Origin of the sequence: Thermodesulforhabdus norvegica (assembly GCF_900114975.1) — a bacterium.
Classification (GTDB): domain Bacteria; phylum Desulfobacterota; class Syntrophobacteria; order Syntrophobacterales; family Thermodesulforhabdaceae; genus Thermodesulforhabdus; species Thermodesulforhabdus norvegica.
The window spans coordinates 46057-65971 of the sequence record NZ_FOUU01000003.1 but is presented as its reverse complement, the minus strand read 5'-3'; the positions used below and the strand labels follow the sequence as shown (position 1 = coordinate 65971).

Here is a 19915-nt window from a genome sequence, read left to right as displayed (position 1 = left end):
AAGCCACTTTCACTGGGTACCTTTTTGAAGGCATCAACTACAGGGGCAATCACATTTGAGCTATCTCACCGTCCCCAATCCGACCTCCTCTTTGGCCGCAGGATCCAGGGTATGCCACCTCAAAAGCTCCTTTCTTACCGCAGCAACGAACCTTTTATTTGCCCTGTACCAGGCTCTCGCCTCACCGGAAAGCCTCACGATCCTTAAAGTAACATGAACATAGCCCGGCTCATCGGGATCGGGACAGCAGTAAACGTGAACCCTCTGCCTCATCCCGAAATCGAAAGGAGCGAGCCATACGGTCGTCTGCAACAGCAAGCACATTGAAACCCCGGGGATCGATCTACCTTCGTGTATTTCATCCCACTGAGCCCAATCTATACGAACGCCATCACTCATGAAGACGCCGTGAGGCACGTCCTGATGGAGGTTGAAAAAGGCGGCCAGATAACGGACTATCTTCTCGTGCTCTTCCTCCGGAAAGAGAAAAGGAATATCGACGACGAGGACCCCGTTCTGGGGTTCGGGAAGCTTCCATGAGCGTTCCACATCCGGCATCGACATGTTCACAGCAACCCTGGCCGGGTAAAGAGAAGCCAGGAAAACGACGCCAAATACCAGAACCATACTTACAACGCTGACAAGAGAGGAATAGTTAAAGGTCAGGGAAGCGAACATTGCCGTACCACCAAGATACCTGGCAACAAACTGAGCCAGAAGATAGCCGATGACGCAGGATAGCACGGCATAAGCCATGGCTTCCATCATGAAAAGAAATCCGACATAATGTGGAGCCAGCCCGACGCTTGTGTAAACGGATATTTCCCTGCGCCTTTCGTGAACCTGACCGATTAAAGTGTTGATGCAAATAAGCAGAACCACTCCGACGGGTATGATAACATTTGACATTCCCTGATAGCGAAGGGCTGAGGAAGAGCTGTGAAAAAAGACTCCCTCGTTTTTTCCGAGATAAACCGGATACAGGTACCAGGTGCCCAGCCGCTCTTCGGCAGATGCTCCGTCATGGGAATTATTCTTTTCCGTTAACACATGGACGGCCATAATGGAACCACCCATCCTCAGGCATGTCCAGAAAGGAATAAAAACAGTGCGTTCCGCAGAAGCGAAGGAAAACCTCTGAGCCTCCGGCAGAATCTCCTCACCGGCTTCAATGGCCTCTACCTCAACCTCGGTAAGCTCTTCTTCGGGGTGGATTTCGAGATAGGCCGGTAAAAGAGGCTTGCCGTCAAGGCCTTTCAGGCTCTTAACAATATCTTCATCAAAGATGCCCACTACGGCAAAATCCAGCCCGTTGATCTTCACCCGGGGAAACATTGCAGAATCCGGTCCATGAAAACCCCGCCCGAAAGCGTGATGCCTTCTCCTTCCAGACTTCCCACGATCGCCGACAGGTATTCCCAGCTTCTCTGCAAGATAAACTGAAATAACTGCTTCCCTGATGGCTCCCTCCCCGATCCACCTACCCCATACGAGGCTTTGCACCAGAGCTTTTGGAGGCCTGACCCCAACTCCCATAACTCCCTCAAGTCCAACTCTTTTTCCATCCGGACTCGATATAACGGAAACCGTTCGGTCGTAAGAGCCCCCTGATCGGCCTATCCAGGCACGAGGAAATACGATCGTGTCGTGATACAGGGCCTTTATCTGCCTCAAAGCAAAATCACTCATAGGCATCCAGAAGGGATGATGCACCTCAAGGCCCTGATATGACGGGTTCTCACCTACTTTTGTATCGGTAACGCGCTGAAAGGTCTTAACGCTGGTGAAGGACATTATGGCAAAGGTCAGTATAATGAGTGTGATGCAGGTGAGAGCCGTTCTCAGGCGCCGTCTGTGGAGGTTGGACACTCCGATGGCGAACCCGGAAGTAAGAGCCTGGGAGGCCTTTATTTGCCCTATCGCTTTCGCCCCTGATGCCCTCCACGCCGCTTTTTTCTGCGTCTCGATTTCGTGCTCAAATCGATCCACAATCAGATAACCCACCAGTAAAGAAAGCCCGACGATAAAGAAAGCCACGATCACCATGGTAGGACTATAAGTGATCCGGAAGGCCGGGTGGACGCTTTTTATAATCCAGATGGTCAGCAGTAGAATAATCGAAAAGGTAAAGATCTGCCGGTATATTCCCGTGTGACAAAAAAGGTACCGCTCCATACAGTAAGCAAAAGGCACAAACAGAATTATGAAGAAGATTACGCCGAATAGCACATCTCTCTGAGTTGAATCTATGTCACCGTAGATTTTATTGAAATAACCCCAGGCACGAACGGTTTTTTCCCAGGCAATGCCGTAGTCTCCGGAAAGCAGACCCTTCTCGGCACCATTTAGATACTTCAGACCCTCTTCGTAACTCCTTTCGAGAAATGCATTTCTTATTCCCGTGTCACGAAGGTTTTTCAGACGATGTCCCACCAGTGCAGCCATATCCCGTACCGACACAAGAGGCCCGAAAATAATCCTGCCGGGATCACCGATCAGAAAGCCCCGTCCCATTGGATGTTTCTCGTCTGCGTTTAGAAAAAGAACATCCCTTGTGGTCAAGGAATCGGAAAGTACCAGCTTGAACCTCGTTCCGGGTTCCAGCAAAACCGTCATAAGAATTGTGTCCCTGCCGTCTATCCTGCTGTACCAGTACTTCATGGGAGTGGCATCGGTTTTCACATCCAGAAGCCTGACCTTGGTCACATAAGCCAGCTTCCTGGGATGAAACAGACCGAATATATCCGTCTGTTCGCAGGGAAACATGACGAGGGAAGTATAAGCCGTGCTTCCTTTAATTTTAACACGATACTGGGATTTGCCCGTCTCCCTCTTATCAGCGGCCCATCGAATTCTGCCGGTTTCCGGATCGAAGCCGTAAGGCTCCAGGATGAGCTTCTGGTAAGCCGCTTTTTTATTTGCGACACCGTGCAGTGAAAAGGTTCCGTCCATAAAAACCATAGATCTGAAAAGGTTTGCACCTTGCATGGCGGTAACGACGACGGCGGGAGCAGGTCTGTCGGGAAAGAGTTCGCCATAGCGGATGAAGCGGGCCGTGCCCTCAAGGCTGGCTATGGCTTCCAGTCCCGTCTTACATGCGCTGCTCAGGCCGGGCATATCGGTAAGCTTGCGAAAAAAGGGTAGCATAAAGGCCTTCAACCTCACGAAGTTAACGACATGCCAGTTTTCCCAGGTGTCATCGGGCGTTCCCCATAAAGGCGGTTCTCCTAAGTCGGAGGTCAAACCGTAGGCGGGAAGCCCGCCAAGGGTAGCCACATCACAACAAAGGCAGGTAAAAGGCGCTCCTTCTGCAGTATCTTCCGCCCAATAGGGGGAAAGAAAGAGGTTCTCAATACCGTAAGTTTCCGAGACGGTTCTGGACAGAGCGGTAAGTAGCTTTACCAGATGGCCTGATCTGGAAAGCTTTGTAATGTCACTCCTGAAGGGATAAGAACTGCCCCGTTCCTGTAACTGCACATAGGGAGACGCCGTAGAAAGATCCAGACTGACGAGAAGAACGGGCTCATAGCTCTTGACCTCTCCCCGAACCGAAATGGCGGATTTTATTACCAGCTCCCGCTTTTTCAGCTCCTGTAAATACTCCGGAAGCTGATGGGCTATGGAAAGAAGAATAGAAGCAACCAGCTTTTTCTCTTCATCTGATAAATCAACAATCTCCTGAAAGGAGCCCTTCCAGGATAGCCTGCGATAGAAGCTCTGAAGCCCTGAGAGGTCCTCTCTTTTCTTCTCCGAATGTGAAAGTTCTCTTATTAAATCATCGGCTCTGTCTTTGGCTTTATCGACAACAAGAGGCCAGATAAGGCTGTCCAGATTTATATCCTTTGCCAGCTCCTTAAAATCCAGCTTTTCGATAGCTGAAACGACTGCTTCAAGGGCCTCTATGCGCTTTTTCGTGAGTTTTATCTCGTCCCGGAGATAACGTCGCTCTCTACGCAGGTTTTTTGAAGAAGTCGTAATTGCCCATACAAATTCCCTCATCCCCGCCAGTTCTCTGTTGCCTCTGGAAGTAAAAAGAAACATGACCGACCGCTCTGGCGGATTACGCGCAAATTCCCGGGCAAGCTGCAGAAGAAGCAACATGGAGGTGGCCTCGTCAACCCCCGGAGATACTCCCGGTATGTAAGCGGTACTATCATATCGGGCTTCGAGTATCACGAGTTCTTCTTTGAGTTCGGGATTCCTGCCGGGAATAATTGCGTAAAAGTTCCTGAGGACGGTATTCTGCCAGGCCGTGCGAGCAACAATATGCCCATGAAGGGCCTTTTCTGACGAAAGGAGGTTTCTCACAACTTGAGCATCTTCGGGGGCAAGCCAGAAACGCGGGAAGGCCACCGGAGCCGACGAGTAAGTAGCCCTGTATGTACCTGAAGGATAGCCTTCGCGCCCCAGATAAACGACGGCCTTTGCTCCAAACATTGCAGCGTAAATCCAGGCATCGGGAACCTCCAGCTCCAGAAAAACAATTGCGCCTTCAAGTTTCAACCCCTTAAGATCCTCCCATTCTCCTCTACCGGCGTACACACAGGGTCCTCTGATGCCATTTTTACCCGCAGTGCTGAGATACGAAAGATTCGGCATCCACGGGCGTATCGGATAACGGACTCCTTCAACCTCCAGAAAAGCGTAGCTCGAGTCGGGTACCGGCAGAAAAAAATATTGATGCCCCATAACGGGATAGTCCAGCTCACGGAAAACACTTTCGACGTAACCTATAACGTTTTCTGCACCGGCCGATCCCGCAGATCTGTCGGAGTGCCTTATGACCCGGGCGATATCCTGCCACAGATCGGCGGGCTGAAGCGCTACTTCCGTGTGCGCACTCCCTTCGGGCCGGGTCTTTGCCGCATCACAGGGCACGCACAGAATAAAAAAGAGACAGAAAAGAAAGGCGAAGAGGCGCATATCAGGAAACTTCACCTGGCCGGTAATAATTTTCCGAATTCGTACATCTAAGAAACTCCACCGACGGAAACCTTTAGTTTCTCACGGGTCTCTACACGTTCTATATATCCGTCCCTTATCCAAACGACTCTGTCCGAAACGTCTATCATTTTGATATCGTGGGTTGCCGAAATGACCGTAACGCCCTTTTCTATGGAAAGCCTTTTAAGAAGTGAAATAATTTCTTCACCCGTTTTCAGGTCCAGATTACCCGTTGGTTCGTCGGCAAGAATAATGGAAGGATCGTTTGCCAGTGCCCGGGCAATGGCAACCCGCTGTTGCTGTCCTCCGGAGAGCTCCGAGGGCCTGTGCCATGCTCTGTCTTTGAGGCCAACCAGATCCAGTAACTGCATGCCTTTTTCCATGTATTCATCGCGATGCAGACCTGCAAAAATCATGGGCAGAGTTACGTTTTCAATAGCAGTCATCACCTGTATCAGGTTGAAGGTCTGGAATATGTAACCTATCTTATGGCATCTTAACCAGGCCAGTTCATAGGCATCGAGCTGGGAAACATCGACTTCATCAATAAAAACCTTCCCTTCCGTCGGTTTGTCAAGGGCTCCTATCATGTTGAAAAGAGTCGTTTTACCTGATCCCGATGGTCCCATGATGGATATGTACTCGCCACGGGCAACCGACAGAGAAACCCCTTTAAGGGCTTCAACGCGATTGTTACCCATTTCAAAGACCTTTTTAACGTCCTTTACCCTGACGACGTAGTGGACATCTGCCATGAGACTTTATCCCGAGCTAATGCGTGTCCCTTGATGCTTCCACAATTGGAAAGCACTCCTGACAGAGCAGGGTACGCTCAAAGGGAATGCCTTCATCTTCTCCAAGCTTTTTTCCGCAACAGCTACATTTTTTGTCTTTTTCGTCAACCCGACCGCCCCGTTCCATACTTTTCGTCCTGATTATAATAATTGTTATTGCAAATGTTAAATCATTCTTCCTGTCTTAAGGCCACGGCGGGCTGCATCCGGGCAGCTACAATGCAGGGATATGAGACACCCAGTATAGAAAGAAATACAGTCAGAGTAACCGTAAGTATTAAAATCTTCCCCAGTCCTCCGGCGGGAAAATACAGAAGACATATCAACCCGATCTTTGCCAGCGCCGTAAGCGTCGCCAGGATCGTGCCCAGGAGCCATCCGGCCAGGCTTCCCATTAACCCCTGATAGATCGCCTCAAGCATAAATATCTTCACCACAAAGGAATCAAGAGCCCCCAGACACTTCATAGTTCCTATCTCTCGAAACCTCTCGGTAACGGCCATCAATTGAGTATTGGTTATACCAACAAGGCTTATCAGCATGGCAAGAATTGCAAGCCATATGTCTCGAGGATGGGCACCAAACCTGCCGTTCTCCATAAGGTATCCGGCCCTGATTATCTTCTGTTGAGTTGCGGGATCGGCGAAAGGCCACAGGCTGTTAAGTATCTCGAAGGTAAAAAAAGTGTAGGCCAAAAAGGAGACCGCAAGCATTAAGGAAGCAACGGTAATAACGGACCTGGACCACCGTTCAATCATAAAGGTCCAGGCTATCCTCATAACGTGCTTCCAGGGTAGCACAATCTGTTTTTTTACCGTTCCTTTATCGATCTCCTTCATTTCCTGTACAAACCCTTTTTCTGTCTGCTGTATCTTTCCAGAATCCTTTTAGTACTCAATGCCCCGTCGGTATCTATGGGATACTCTCTTCCGGTATGAGGCTCCCGATCAAGACAACGAAGTATTTCTCCGGCCAGATATTCGGCATCGAGCTTTTCAATACACCTGACGACCCCAAACTTCTCAAATCTTCTGGCCCTCAGTGCTTGTTCCCGGTTCTGCTTAAAAGGATACACAAGCCCGAATACTCCGGCGCTCAGAAGGTCCATCATAGTATTGTATCCGGCCATACTTATGGAAAGGTCACTTGCCAGAAGCTCGGAAACAAAATCCCGGGAAAAAGTATTTACCCTGATTCCACGATACCTTGCCGCCCTGCTTTCAATAGGTTTTTTGACCTCCTCGGGCATAAAGGGACCGGGGAATACATCCAGTTCGACATCATTCAGGGGCAACAGCCCGAAGGCATCAATAGCCGTCTCGATTAACTCATGCCCCACACTTCCTCCACCGTTACTTACGACTATTCGCTTTCCGGACCGTTCTGAGGGAGCACGAATCCCGCATCTTCCGGGCTTCCTGACCACGTATCCCGTGTATTCCACGGGTACGGGGATTTCGTCAAAGCGCGCAAAACTTTCCTGAAGTGTAATCACCCTGGGATCGGAGTGCACCAGAACGAGATCGAAAAAGCTCTTCAGATATTTAAGGGCTTTTTTTTCAAATTCATCTCTCTTTTTCTTTTCGACCAGAATGTCTCTTATGCTTGAAACGACAAGCGTGTCGGGAAAATCACGCCTCAGCATCTCGAGAAGCGGAACCAGTTCGAAACGAAACTTCTTTCTACCAAAAGGAAACAATTCTATAACGCAGACATCCGGCCGCTCATGCCGGCAGGTCTCCAGCAAAACCTCCTTTCTACGATTTTTTACTGCCTCGAGATCCTCGCCGTCGGGAGAAAAAAGCCTCTCAAAATTTTCGTCCATCATCAGAGCCGGTAATCTAAGAATTCGAACATTTCCAGGGTAGTCAACTTCATCTATCGGCCGGCCGCCCTCGATGAATATGACCTCATGGGGCTGCAATGCCCTGGCAATTTCAAGGCTACGGTAAAGATGCCCGACCCCCAAAACGTGCTGACAATAAAGCAGAACCTTCATTTTCAGAGTTTCCTGTAAAGGGTCACGATCTTCTGGCCGGCCACGTCGGGATCCACCAGTTCAAACCCCCTGTATCGGGGCAAAATACCGTTGAAACCGTAAACCATATAGTAGGCTCCACTTCTCGCCTTTTCACGAAGGAAATCTGCGAAAAGGTCGTGCATGGTTATGTAGGTATAAAAGATGTCCACATCCGCCAGAGTAACTCCGGTTTCTTCTGACATCTTTCTATGAGACCTTTCATCCAGAGAGTCCCCACACCACACCTTCAGAGTGTCGGGAAGAGGTTTCAGGCCTTTCATTTTTAAAAACGACGCAATTTCACCTTTTAAGTCAAGATATTCATCGTATATGAAATCTTCTATTTCAAATCCCAGAGACCATCTGCAAACGTAAGCCATGAAGATATTTACCCTTCCGTCCCCACTACCCATATCCAGAAAAACGGTTTTTTTCGGAACCACTATGCCCTTATCAATAAGCCGCTCCAGGATCTTCAGAAGTACGGCCATGTCGCTGGTCTTGCGATATCCTGAATTGCCGACATGGCCTACCTTTCTGGCATCGAGAAACTCCGCCAGCCTCTGAAGGGTTTTACAGGTCAGCCGATCCATGGTTACGAAATCTCAAAAAGGCCAGAATACGCTCGTTCAGCTCAAAGACCGCATTTATCTCGTGTCCGGAAATTTCCTGGAGTTTAACGATAGAATCGCTACCAAGTTCATCGTAAATCTTTCTGCATAGATAGTTTACACAGATGGTATGTCTAAAGACCAGGCTGCATCCACCGGGTACGAGGAAGAAGCATCCTCCGGGATCATATCTCTTTTTCGGCAGTTCCACGGCGGCCATAAGGTTTGCCAGCAAAAGTGACATACCGTAGTAATTTTCTATCCCTTTACCGCAACAACTGCCTCCTTCCTCTTCGTCACACTTGCGACATATCTCATCAAGCCCGAGTTCCTGCATTATCCTGCGACTCCGTTCAACACACCTGAGGGCTCTATCCATGCAGGGCTGAACGGCTTTTATGAGTTCCTTTCCAAAGATACCGTAAAATCCTCCTGCCCTGCTTATTTCCCTTAATATATAGCTTTCAGAAGTGTTCACCTCATGAGTCATTTTCCACCAGTCCTTCCAGAATATCAACAAATCTGGCGTAATGCTTATGCGCGTTTCGTTCCCGTGCCACGAATTCTCTTGCACTCTCTCCCATGAGTTTTCTCAGATTTTCGTCCTCCAGCAGGCTTTCAATAACCCTTGCGTACTTTTCCGGATCCCGTCCGTTCACAAGGAATCCGGTCTCCCCGTCTCTGATCACCTGTGCCACTCCGGGCCCCTTAAGGGCTATAACGGGCAACCCACAGGCCTGTGCTTCCAGGTAAACCATGCCGAGAGACTCGCCTATCCCGGGAAAGGCAAAGAGGTCCGCAGCAGAATAATACCTCCAGAGTTCACTCCGGGCAATTTGACCGAGCAAGATCACATAGGACTTCTCGTTGACCTTTTCAAGGTTCCCGGCAAGTCTTTCTACGTGCCCGTACATCGGACCTGTCCCGATCAGAAGTAGCTTAAAGGGGGTCCTGACAAACCTGAGAGAAGCGAAAAGGAACTTCATGCTTTCGTATTTGACTCCCGGACGGAACCTGCAAACGCTGAGGACAACCCTATCTCCGTCCTTTATGCCGTACCGCAATCTGACTTCCGATCTTGCCTGTTCACTAAAGGCAAATTCCTCGGGGAAAATTCCGGGAGGCAGATAAATAAGTTTACTCCCGGGAACGATTCTTTTCAGTCCCGGCAAGTCCATAAGGTTATTTGAAAAGACGAGATCGGCGCACATCAAAGCCAGAGAGTTGATGAGGTAGCCTGCCTTGAATCTGGCTTTTTTCTTCGGGCCCGTACTGTACATACCCTGAAATATGACATATTTCGCCGGATCCGGCTTCTTAAGCTTCCCGATCCACCATCCGAAAAGATCGGGCGACTTGTAGTAGGAATGATAAGTCAGCCATACATCGGGCCTGAGTTCCAGGAATCTGCGTATTGCCGCCACCGTCTCAAGGGGTAAAGTCAAAATCCTGTCGGGATAGAGCCAAAAAAGTCTGGAGCGGAAAGACGATGCTTCCACCCAGGAATGCCCTTTTTTTACCAGTGCATCTACGAGATGCTCTGAGATCGTACGGTCACCCGAAGGAGATCCGTAACGAAAGGGCTTATTTGGAAAGTAACAGCATACCTTCATTAACAGCCTGCCTTAACAGTGCGTGGAGTTTTTCAATCCAGATCCGCTGGTCGAACTTTTCTTCCACGATCCTGCGGGCTTTTTCCGCTCGCTTACGGCTTGAGTCATAGCGTTCAAATACTTCCTCAATAGCCCTGGCAATAGCTTCGGGACGTCCCGGTTCAACCAGAATCCCTGTTTCCCCGTGTATAACCGCTTCGGGAATGGCCGAAAAATTCGTCGCTACAACGGGTATCCCGACGGCCATGGCTTCAAGAATAACATTGGGCAGGCCGTCCTGATCACCGTTTAGAGCCCTTTTGCACCCCAGGACGAAAACGTGGGAAGTTCTGTAAAAGGGGATTACCTTCTCGTGAGGCAGCGTGCCCAAAAACTTTACGACATCCTTCAGATCGAGCTCGGCCGCCATTTTTTTGATTTTTTCGCCGTCATCACCATCCCCTATGTGAATGAATTCAAAATTGAAAGGCTTACCCCTCGAAGGGCTTCTCCTAAGCATTGCCAAAGCCTTTAACACATCGTCATAGCCTTTTTTCTCCACGAGCCTTCCCACCGACAGAATCCTGTAGGGCTCACCTTCAGGAGGATTGTGACCATAGGCAAAATAGGATAGGTTTATACCGTGATAGATTGTGTAAATGGGGGTATTGATGTTTCCCGCAACACTTTTGAGATACCTTGCGTTATACTCTGTGCAGGTAACCACAAAGCGAGCCTTCCTGATTTTGCGCCTTAGCTGTGAAGGCTCGGAGGTATAGATATCTTTTGCGTGAGCGGTAAAGCTGAAGGGCACTCCCGTGAGTTGAGAAAGAAAGAGCGTTACCGAAGTCGGGGTGTGGCAAAAGTGAGCATGGAGATGTACCACCGGCCTGTCCGAAACCTTTAAGGACGCAAGATGTCCGGCCTGAAGAAAATGCCTCAGGGTCGCCGTCGTTCCTCTTTCCATGGCTCTTATAACAGCCTGAAGACATATTGCCGAATAGCGTACGGGATGTTTCAAAAAAAATCTTCCGTTTGTTCTAAAAAGCGTCCGCCACCAGAGTTTCACGTATTCCGGAACGTATGTAACGGGAGCCAGGATTTCAGTTACCAGACCATGGGTGAAATTCTCCCTGGGCCTTCTAAGAGAATATATCTCCAGAGGAATTCCCAGCCTCTCGAGCAGATATATCTCGTTGCTTATGAAGGTTTCCGAAATCCTGGGATATCCCTTAAGGACCATTCCGAGAAGGCCCCGAGATCTGCTCACCGCCTTTCTCCTTCAGTACAATCAGCCTTTGCCGTATTACATCAAAAGCCGTGAAAGGAAATCCCTTCATCCTCTCGGAAAGACTTGATCGATCCGAAAGCAATTTTAAAATCTTTTCTCTTAAAATTTCAGGGGTAAGAAAACCTGGCTTAATGTAATCACAAAATCCGTGGCGATGCAGTATCTCTGCCCTTATGAGTTGCTCTTCTCTGGGCACCGTTCGGGGAACGACGAGGCAGGGCTTGCACTGGGAAAAAATCTCACAGATCGTGTTATACCCCCCCATACTCACCACCACATCGGAGTTGCCTATAACGGCCTCCATAAACTTGTGAAATCTGATGGCGCGCCAGCCCAGGCTGGCCGCCCGGCTTCTGACCTCCTGAAATCTGGAGGAACTCAAAAAAGGCCCGGTCACCAGCAGTCCGTAAAAGGACAACTCGGAAGACTCCGTTTCAAAAGCTCTCAGGAAGGTATCAAGGATTGGGTAGCCATCGCCCCCACCCCCGACGGTAACGAGAACCGTGGGTCTATCCTGAGGCAGTCCGATGTCTCTACGGACCTTTTCCAGCTCCTGCCTTGTAGGAACGTACCTGGGAATGTAACCGGTAAAGTAAACTTTACGGGAGACGGACTCCGGGATTAGATACTCTTTTACGGGGTCGTAAAACCCCTGGACCCCATAGACCCAGATTTCGTCGTAAAGCGAGTCCATCACCACGTAAACGTTTTTCTCTTCCCAATCCCGCCGCGTCTCCTCTGCACTGTCCATGACATCCCGGAGCCCCAGAACGGTTCGGCAGGAAGGGAGTTCCTCTCTTATCCACTCCAGGGCAGGTACGACTTCTTTTTTCAGGCCCAGAGGAGCCTTATCCACGACGAGCACATCGGGACGAAAGGACTTTACCGTTGCAAGAATTATTGATTCCCGTATCGAAAGAACCTGAGTGGCCTCCAGCTTCATTGATAGAGGCAAATACTCCTCGTTGGTTACCTTGATCATGCCGGGAATTCTTACAAAATCGACATTTCTCGGGATGGTAAACCTTCCGACAAGGGGAGAACCCGTAAGTATCAAAATATTGGCCGGAAGGCTTCGTATGTTTTTTGCTATGGCCAGGGTTCTCCTGATGTGCCCGAGCCCATAGGTATCATGGGAATACATCAAAATTTTTAGAGGTAGTGACAGTGTCAATTGTGTATTCCCGAGAACAGGTTTACCGGTTCACAGCATCTCCAGTATGCGATTTTTTCTTTCTGGCGGCAAGGACAGAATGGCACGTGCTTCGTCGGGAGTGGCTATATCGCGGCCAACCTCTCTGGCGATTCGAACGACCTTTTCCACAAGACCGGGATTGCTGGCAAGGCTCCCGTCGGGCATGTAGAGATTGTCCTCAAGGCCCACACGAACGTGGCCTCCCATAACAATGGCCGCAGTTGCCAGAGGAATTTCCGCCCTTCCTATTCCGGCAACAGACCATGTGGAACCGGCGGGAATTAGATCGACCAGAAACTGTAAAATCTTGACCGAGCCAGGTAGAGCCCCCGGCGCTCCAAGCACGAAATCGAAATGAAAGGGCGGATGAATCCACCCTTTCTTGCTCAAAAAGAGAGCATTGTTGATCATTCCGGCTTCAAAAACTTCTATTTCGGGTTTAACACCCGTTTCGTTGAAGACCTTTGCGAGATATTCCAGAAACTGAGGCGGATTTTCGTAAACTATGCCGGGGAGGTTATTGGAACCCGTCGTAAAAGAAGCCATCTCGGGGAGAAGCCTCACCGGGGCAACACGGGCATCCCAGTCTCTACCTGCCCTACCCCCTGTGGAAAGCTGAATGATTACGTCGGGGGCAACTTCCTTTATGGCCCTGACGATCCTTTTAAAAACATTCACGTCCAGTGTGGGTCTCCCCTGTTCATCGCGGGCATGGACGTGAAACAGTACCGCTCCGGCATCGGCACATCGCCTTACGTCCTGAGCTATTTCTTCGGGCGTAACCGGAAGGTTTGGATTCATTTCTTTGGTCGGAACGTTACCCGTAAGGGCGACGGTTATTATCAATTTTTCCATAATCGATGTCCCCCTGCTCTTTCTACGAATTCGTCCGTCGGGCTCTTAATTTCTGCATGATCATCACAAGAATCCATAATACGATACCGGGTATGTACATAAAGTATCTCTGCTCGTAGGGAACGCCCACCCAGGAAGCTATCAGATCAGGCCTCATCATTATAAGAGTCACCGCAAGAAGGAGGGGCACCTCGTAGAATTTGTTCCTGGTAACAAACCACCCCTGAGTGGCCGATGCAAAGGCGAAATTTCCGATACAGGCCGTGGCAAAGATCAAAAGAGCCTGCGGAATGCTGTTTACATTATGCAGGATCAGGTCGTGGTTAAAAATAAACATAAAAGGCAGAATTGCCGTGCGCAGATCATAGGTAAACCCCTGCAACCCCGTAGGGATGGGTTCCGAATTGGCTATAGCCGAGGCGGCGTAAGCCGCAAGCCCCACAGGCGGGGTATCATCTGCAAGAATGCCGAAAAAGAAGCAGAAAAGATGAGCAGCCATCAGCGGAACCTCAAAGCCGTTCATGGCTCCCACATGGACGATGGCAGGGGCGGTCAGAGAAGCCATAACTATGTAGGTAGCAGTTGTCGGAAGCCCCATACCCAGGATCAGCGAGGCAACGGCGGTAATTATCAGCATAAGAAGGATATTTCCTCTGGAAAGGGCCGCAACAAGCTCGGTGATGAGGCCCCCGAGTCCCATGGTCACGACACCTACAATTATCCCCGCCGCAGATGTGGCAATGGCAACGGTAACCATATTTTTGCTTCCGGCCACCATACTTTCAACCAGCAGGCGGCCGGCATGGATCAGATGATACTTTACGGACTCGCCTTCTCTGAGAGCAATGACAATCGCTCTTATGATAATAATAGCAACCAGAACGATTATGGCACGGAAAGCCGCCAGTTCAGGAGTGTGTCTGGGTATCACCAGTTCATAGACCAGAACGGTTAAAGGCAAAAGAAAATGTATTCCACTTTTTAAAGTTTCCCAGAATCTGGGGAGCTGCTCCCTGGGAAGCCCCTTTAATCCCAGCTTTGAGGCCTCAATATGAACAATCCAGAAAAGCGCCGCATAGGAGGCAAAGGCCGGTATGGCAGCAGCCTTAATGACGTCAATGTAGGCCACGCTGAGGTATTCGGCAATGATGAAGGCTGCGGCCCCCATGATTGGAGGTGCAAGCTGACCGTCCGTACTCGCCGCAACCTCTATGGCGGCAGCCTTTTTGGGCGGATATCCAACGCTTTTCATGAGCGGGATTGTGAAGGTTCCCGTGGTCACTATGTTAGCAACACTTGATCCCGAAACCATTCCGGTAAGAGCGCTCCCTACAATGGCAGCCTTGGCCGGACCTCCTTTGAACCCGCCCAGAAGGCTCATGGCAAGCTCAATAAAATACCTTCCCGCGCCGGCCCTTTCGAGCATGGCGCCGAAGAAAACAAAATAAAAAACTATTCTGGCGGAAACGCTCAGAGGTATTCCGTATATTCCCTCGGTAGAAAGACTAATCTGGGTTATGTAGCGAGAAAGGGACGTTCCCTTGAAAGCCAGCACCCCCGGCATGTAAGGACCCAGGAAGCAATAAGCCGTAAAAGCAACAGCAACAACAACAAGTGCGGGACCAACCGTTCTCCTGGTAGCCTCAAGAAGCGTGACGACCAGAAGAACGCCAAAAATAATATCCCTCTGATTCGGCATTCCCATGCGCATGGAAACGCCTTCATAATCCACTGCAATGTAAAGGGCCGCAGCAGCCGCAACAAAGGCCATAATCCAGTCAATCAGCGGTATCCTATCCGGCGGAGATATGAACTTCATAAACCCCTTGTTAAAGGTCTTCCGAAAGGCCGGATAACCGAAAAAGGTAATGGCCATCGCAAAAGCAAGATGAATTGACCGAATATAAGTGCTTTCAAGCAAAAGCCAGCTGGAAATCGATAGCTGGAAAAGACACCATCCTACGGCCAGCACCGGAACGATGTATCCGGACATACCCGTGGGAGTACGAAACCGACCACTCTCTTCAGATGCAATAGCCCTGGCTTTTTCTATTCCCTCGGTCGTTTCCACATCCGGTCGTGCCCATGCCCGTACCATTTGCTCCACCTCAAAGAGAATTTCCTGTACCGAATTTCAGGATCTTTACACGGAAAGGAGACGGAAGTCCCCTTCCGTCTCCCCTTTTATTCCTCTAAATATCGGGAATCTACTTCATCAACCCCGCCTCTTTGTAATATTTGATTGCACCGGGATGAAGCGGAGCACTCAGACCCTGCAACATATTCTCCTTTGTAAGAACTTCAAGAGCCGGGTGAAGCTTCTTAAACTTATCTAGATTTTCAAAGATCTCCTTGGTAACGGCATAAACAACATCTTCAGGCATGTCTGCCCTCGTAACGAAGGTCGCCTTAACGCCAAAGGTAGGAACATCTTCCTTATTGAGAGCATCGGGATAATGCTTGATGGGAATGAAAGCCGGAGCATAGTAGGGATACTTTTCGCAGAGCTTGTCCACATTTGGAATGGCTATGAAGAGAACTTTCCTGGCACCTGCCGTAGCTTCTTTAATCGCACCGGAAGGATGTCCCACCGTATAAAAGAAGGCATCAATTCGGCCATCCTGAAGCATTCCCGGAGCCTCCGCAGCCTTGAGCCCTTCGGCAATGATGTCCTTCTGCCAGTCTATGCCGTTTATCGTCAGAGCGTCGATTGAATTCTGGCGCTGGCCGGAGCCGGGATTCCCGATGTTTACTCTCTTACCCTTGAGGTCTGCAAAGGTCTTGATACCGGCATCGGCCGCTGCAACAAGGGTGACCGCTTCCGGGTGCAGGGCAAAAACGGCTCTCAGGTCCTTCTGAGGTTTCCCTTCCCATTCGGCAAGACCGTGGTATGCCTGATACTGACGATCGGACTGGACAATACCGAATTCCAGATCTCCCGCCATAACCGCGTTGATGTTGAAAACCGATCCAGCCGTGGATTCCACCGTAGCTCTGATGTTATAAACATCTTTTTTGGCATTTATCATCTTGCTGATCGCGCCACCCGCAGGATAATAAACACCGGTTACCCCACCTGTTCCTATGGTTATAAAGGTTACCTTACCGGCAATAACCGGCACGGAACAGGCCAAAGCAAACAAAAACGCAAAAACAGCCACTCCAAACCTCGTAAATCCTTTCATTTTGAAACCCTCCTTTTTTAGCAAACCACCTTCCAGACCAACACTTTCCGAAAAAACCCTGAAACCACAGGGTAACTTCCACAAAACGCAAAGTATGTTTCTTTCATAGCAGAAATCATTCATCAAGGTCAAACCCCCTTTAGCAGACGCCGGGTAAAAGGAGCAAAACGCTTTAAAAGAGGCTTATAAGGGAACTATTGCAAGGCCAGAAATCCGTTTACCATAAATTGAACTGCCAGCACGGCAAGGAGTAATCCCATTATCCTTGATATAACGCCTATACCGCTCAATCCCAACAGCTTTCTCAGGACATTTCCGAACACGAAGGTAACCGTCGTGATGACGCAGACGAGCAAAACGGCCAGAACCAGTAACCAGCCGTAAATTGCATCGCCATAGGAATGACGCCACACGAGAACCGCAGTGATTGCACCGGGGCCTGCCAGAAGCGGGGTACCGATGGGCACAAGAGCCACATGGGTTTTACCAAGACTGTCCTCTTCTTCCTTGGAGCTCGTTTTTATGCTACTCGGCAGAATGTGCAACATCTGCAAGGCATATAGAAAAAAAATGAACCCACCGGCTATCTGAAAGGCGGGAATGGACACATGGAAGAAGTTCAACACGGCGTCACCGCCTATGATGAAAACCAGAAGAATAATACCTGCCGAAAGGGATGCCGTCACGGCGGTTTTTATCTGATCTTCCCGGGAGTAATTTTCCGTAAACATCAGAAAAAACGGCAGATTCCCTATGGGATCCATGATGATAAAAAGGGATATAAAAGTGGTAAAAAAGTAGGTAAGCGATTCTCTGAAGTCCATCATATGTATCTGTCTGCAAGCTCCTTTATCAGCGTCTCAACATCGAAGCCCGTTTCGGTGGTTAGCTCTTTCAGTGCCACTTCAAGGCGAGATCTTACATCAGGGTCGTAAATCTGGCGAATGCTCCTCAGCGTACCGCCTCTCCTACCCAGCCGGAAAAGAAGCTTATCATGTTCCGGCAGCTCCAGATACTCATCAATAACAGCAAGCATTTTCGGCTTATCTTCCGGGAAGGTACCTTGAACCTCTTCCAGGAGATTCATTATATGGTCGGAGGTGAGAGTTGATGTGACCCCTTCAAGTCTTTCTATCATTATGCGAATTTCACGAACCACCTCGTCATCATGCAGAGGAGTAAAGCGGCCTTTTTGCACATCTTCGTAAAGAGGTACAACGGGAGGAATCCTCAGACTCCTGAGCCTTATAAAGTGAGGATTTATTTCGTTCAGGACCCTTGCGGTTTCAACGGCATGTTCAAAAGTCATCTCTTTTCCGCCCAGCCCTGGCATTATGTATTCAGAAAGAGTCATACCCGCTTCAATAACTTTCAACCCCGCATCGACGTGCTGTTTTGCAGTGGCGCCTTTCTTCACAAAGGCAAGGACTTTATCACTACCGCTTTCCATTCCCACATGAATTCGACTGAGCCCGGCCTCTTTGAGGATCTTAAGCTCCTCAAGGCTCTTTCGGGAAAGCGTACTGCTTCTTGCGTAGGAAGTAATTCGCGTTATCCCTCTGATTCTTTCTTTAAGATACCTCAATGCTTCGGCCAGATCATCGGTCTTCATTATCAGGCTATTGGCATCCTGAATGAACACATGTCCCGTTCCCCAGTAAAGCCAGGCGGCAACGTGCCGGTGGCAGTGACCCGCGGTATTGCTGGTCATTATAGCCCTTACAACGGGCTCTGTTACCTCACCACCCTCACCCAGAGACCAGGAAAGAGCCTTTATTTCATCGATAATCTGCGCAACTGCATCTATGTCCTTCTTTATCTCCCTGAGGCTTCTGCGCTCAAAGGGTGTACCCTTATAAACGGGACAGAAAGTGCACTTGTTCCAGGGGCAATTACGGGTAAAACGCAACAGAAGACTGGATGCCTCACTGGGCGGTCTTATTGGACCCTGTTCAAAGGAAAGACCTCGCGTCAGTACCGTCATCTCCGCTCTCCGGAAAACAGAATTAACTTGATGTTACTTTCCGAATGTTCAATATAAATGTTCTCTCTGGAAATGCAAACTGACGAAGGAGGCAAAATTATGGACGATAAGATCACAGCCGTTTACCTGATGGTCTGGAAATCAGAGCTCAAACCTGAAGACGGAAACAGCTTTGAGCGACCTCTGGCAGAGCAGAAAGCATATCTTCAGAAATGCATGAAGGAGCGATGGAAAATATCCCCCGATGAAAATGTACAGTTTTACACAAACAGAAGAGAACTCTTCTGGGACATAGAAAGACATAGAGTAAAGCGTCTGGTTGTGTACAGCCTTGACCGGCTTGCGGCCACCCGTGAAGAACTGGAAGGTATTCTTTTCGAGCTGGATGCGGAGGGGATTGAATTACTCATCGCAAATGAATAAAGGATCCTCGATTTCTCTCTTATCGGAGGAATCGAGGATCCTCTTTTTCTCAGGTTATTAACCAGCTTTTACCTCTATCTTCCTCGGCTTTGCCACGTCGACCTTGGGGAGCACCAGTTTAAGAACACCGTCCTTCATCGAGGCCTCGATCCTGGACTGATCTATAGCCCTGCCAAGAGTGAACTGTCTGTAATAATCGCCCACTTCGTACTCCACAAGAACGGGATTTTCATCCTTACCGGGCATGTCAACGGTACCACGTATCGTAAGAGTGTCGTCTCTGACGTCTATGTCCACGTTTTCAGGTGCAACTCCCGGCATGTCGGCCAGCACAATCAGAGCATCGCTGGTTTCGTAGATATCCACATTGGGTATGTAAACGGGAACATCCCTGGTGCTTTCGGCCTGACCCTTCACTTCCTGTTTCTCCCTAACCTGCATTTCCCTGCTCGTCATGGCCAACACCTCCTTTCATTCGGCTTTCCCTCTCGGACATTCTATTCCGCCTTTACGGTAATCTGACGAGGTTTGGCCTCTTCCGACTTCGGAAGCGTTATCGTCAGGATCCCGTTCTTGAACCTGGCTTCCACTTTGTCAGGATCGAAGGCACCGGGCAGCCTTATGGCTCTCCTGAATTTACCCATCTCTCTTTCCCTTCTGTGATAGGTCACATCCTGAATCTCTTCAGCTTTTCTCTCACCGCCCAAAATAACCGTATCCTTCTCCACGGAGAGCTCTATGTCATCGGCCTTGACTCCGGGAAGCTCTGCCCGTATATAATAAGCGTCCTTATCTTCGGTTATGTTTACGGGGGGGAATACCCTCCCTGAAATCGGCCAGGCTCTACGGCCCATGACTGTTTCGAAAAGACGATCCATTTCTTTCCTGAGCCTTTCGAGTTCCTCCAGGGGCTTAAAAAGCGACGGACGATCGGACCACCTCATTGTTGCCATTGTACATCCCTCCTTTCCTGTTGATTTTACTTGCGATATCCATTTCCGGCTGAAAATTAAGCATGCCC

At 49.4% G+C, this 19915-nt stretch carries 18 protein-coding genes; 1 reads left to right on the top strand and 17 read right to left on the bottom strand.

The features are described from left to right. Positions 1–60: 60 nt before the first annotated feature. From BM091_RS06375 to BM091_RS06310, 15 genes are all read right to left on the bottom strand, one after another. The gene (locus BM091_RS06375) at positions 61–4923 is read right to left on the bottom strand and encodes an FtsX-like permease family protein (RefSeq protein ID WP_093394367.1); all 4863 of its coding nucleotides are present in this window, start codon (positions 4921–4923) and stop codon (positions 61–63) included. A gap of 47 nt (positions 4924–4970) precedes the next feature. Then, a complete protein-coding gene (locus BM091_RS06370; RefSeq protein WP_093394365.1) occupies positions 4971–5699 on the bottom strand; it encodes an ABC transporter ATP-binding protein in 729 nt (242 codons plus the stop codon). 16 nt (positions 5700–5715) lie between these two features. After that, positions 5716–5865, bottom strand: a complete 150-nt coding sequence (locus tag BM091_RS13890) for a hypothetical protein (protein ID WP_177193553.1) — start codon at positions 5863–5865, stop codon at positions 5716–5718. A gap of 43 nt (positions 5866–5908) precedes the next feature. Continuing rightward, entirely contained in the window at positions 5909–6577 is a 669-nt protein-coding gene (locus BM091_RS06365; protein WP_093394364.1) for an ABC transporter permease, read from the bottom strand. Continuing rightward, positions 6574–7737: a glycosyltransferase family protein gene (locus tag BM091_RS06360; protein WP_093394362.1), complete on the bottom strand. Its 1164-nt coding sequence runs from the start codon at positions 7735–7737 to the stop codon at positions 6574–6576. The genes BM091_RS06365 and BM091_RS06360 overlap by 4 nt, the downstream gene beginning before the upstream one ends. Positions 7738–7739: 2 nt before the next feature. After that, entirely contained in the window at positions 7740–8351 is a 612-nt protein-coding gene (locus BM091_RS06355; RefSeq protein WP_093394360.1) for a class I SAM-dependent methyltransferase, read from the bottom strand. Then, positions 8332–8859 carry a hypothetical protein gene (locus BM091_RS06350; protein ID WP_093394359.1) on the bottom strand — a complete coding sequence of 176 codons (528 nt, stop codon included), beginning with the start codon at positions 8857–8859 and terminating at the stop codon, positions 8332–8334. The genes BM091_RS06355 and BM091_RS06350 overlap by 20 nt, the downstream gene beginning before the upstream one ends. Continuing rightward, positions 8849–9982 (bottom strand): glycosyltransferase family 4 protein, encoded by a 1134-nt coding sequence (locus BM091_RS06345; protein ID WP_093394357.1) that lies wholly within the window; start codon positions 9980–9982, stop codon positions 8849–8851. The genes BM091_RS06350 and BM091_RS06345 overlap by 11 nt, the downstream gene beginning before the upstream one ends. Next, positions 9954–11231: a glycosyltransferase gene (locus BM091_RS06340; RefSeq protein WP_093394355.1), complete on the bottom strand. Its 1278-nt coding sequence runs from the start codon at positions 11229–11231 to the stop codon at positions 9954–9956. The genes BM091_RS06345 and BM091_RS06340 overlap by 29 nt, the downstream gene beginning before the upstream one ends. Then, a complete protein-coding gene (locus BM091_RS06335) occupies positions 11194–12396 on the bottom strand; it encodes a glycosyltransferase family protein (protein WP_177193552.1) in 1203 nt (400 codons plus the stop codon). The genes BM091_RS06340 and BM091_RS06335 overlap by 38 nt, the downstream gene beginning before the upstream one ends. Positions 12397–12456: 60 nt before the next feature. Next, positions 12457–13302 carry a beta-keto acid cleavage family enzyme gene (locus BM091_RS06330; protein WP_093394352.1) on the bottom strand — a complete coding sequence of 282 codons (846 nt, stop codon included), beginning with the start codon at positions 13300–13302 and terminating at the stop codon, positions 12457–12459. 22 nt (positions 13303–13324) lie between these two features. Next, on the bottom strand, positions 13325–15400 hold the full coding sequence (locus BM091_RS06325; protein WP_093394351.1) for a TRAP transporter permease: 2076 nt from the start codon (positions 15398–15400) through the stop codon (positions 13325–13327). Positions 15401–15509: 109 nt separating this feature from the next. Next, positions 15510–16487, bottom strand: a complete 978-nt coding sequence (locus BM091_RS06320; protein ID WP_093394569.1) for a TAXI family TRAP transporter solute-binding subunit — start codon at positions 16485–16487, stop codon at positions 15510–15512. A gap of 194 nt (positions 16488–16681) precedes the next feature. Continuing rightward, the gene (locus tag BM091_RS06315) at positions 16682–17314 is read right to left on the bottom strand and encodes a MarC family protein (RefSeq protein ID WP_093394349.1); all 633 of its coding nucleotides are present in this window, start codon (positions 17312–17314) and stop codon (positions 16682–16684) included. Beyond that, on the bottom strand, positions 17311–18471 hold the full coding sequence (locus BM091_RS06310) for a radical SAM protein (RefSeq protein WP_093394348.1): 1161 nt from the start codon (positions 18469–18471) through the stop codon (positions 17311–17313). The genes BM091_RS06315 and BM091_RS06310 overlap by 4 nt, the downstream gene beginning before the upstream one ends. A 99-nt stretch (positions 18472–18570) precedes the next feature. On the opposite strand from BM091_RS06310, the gene BM091_RS06305 reads away from it, so the two are divergent. After that, positions 18571–18894 carry a recombinase family protein gene (locus BM091_RS06305; RefSeq protein ID WP_177193551.1) on the top strand — a complete coding sequence of 108 codons (324 nt, stop codon included), beginning with the start codon at positions 18571–18573 and terminating at the stop codon, positions 18892–18894. A 57-nt stretch (positions 18895–18951) separates the two neighbouring features. Here the strand turns inward: BM091_RS06305 and BM091_RS06300 are convergent, their stop codons facing one another. Both BM091_RS06300 and BM091_RS06295 read right to left on the bottom strand, forming a co-directional pair. Then, positions 18952–19350 (bottom strand): Hsp20/alpha crystallin family protein, encoded by a 399-nt coding sequence (locus BM091_RS06300; RefSeq protein WP_093394345.1) that lies wholly within the window; start codon positions 19348–19350, stop codon positions 18952–18954. 41 nt (positions 19351–19391) lie between these two features. Further along, the gene (locus BM091_RS06295; protein WP_245735290.1) at positions 19392–19847 is read right to left on the bottom strand and encodes an Hsp20/alpha crystallin family protein; all 456 of its coding nucleotides are present in this window, start codon (positions 19845–19847) and stop codon (positions 19392–19394) included. Positions 19848–19915: the final 68 nt, after the last annotated feature.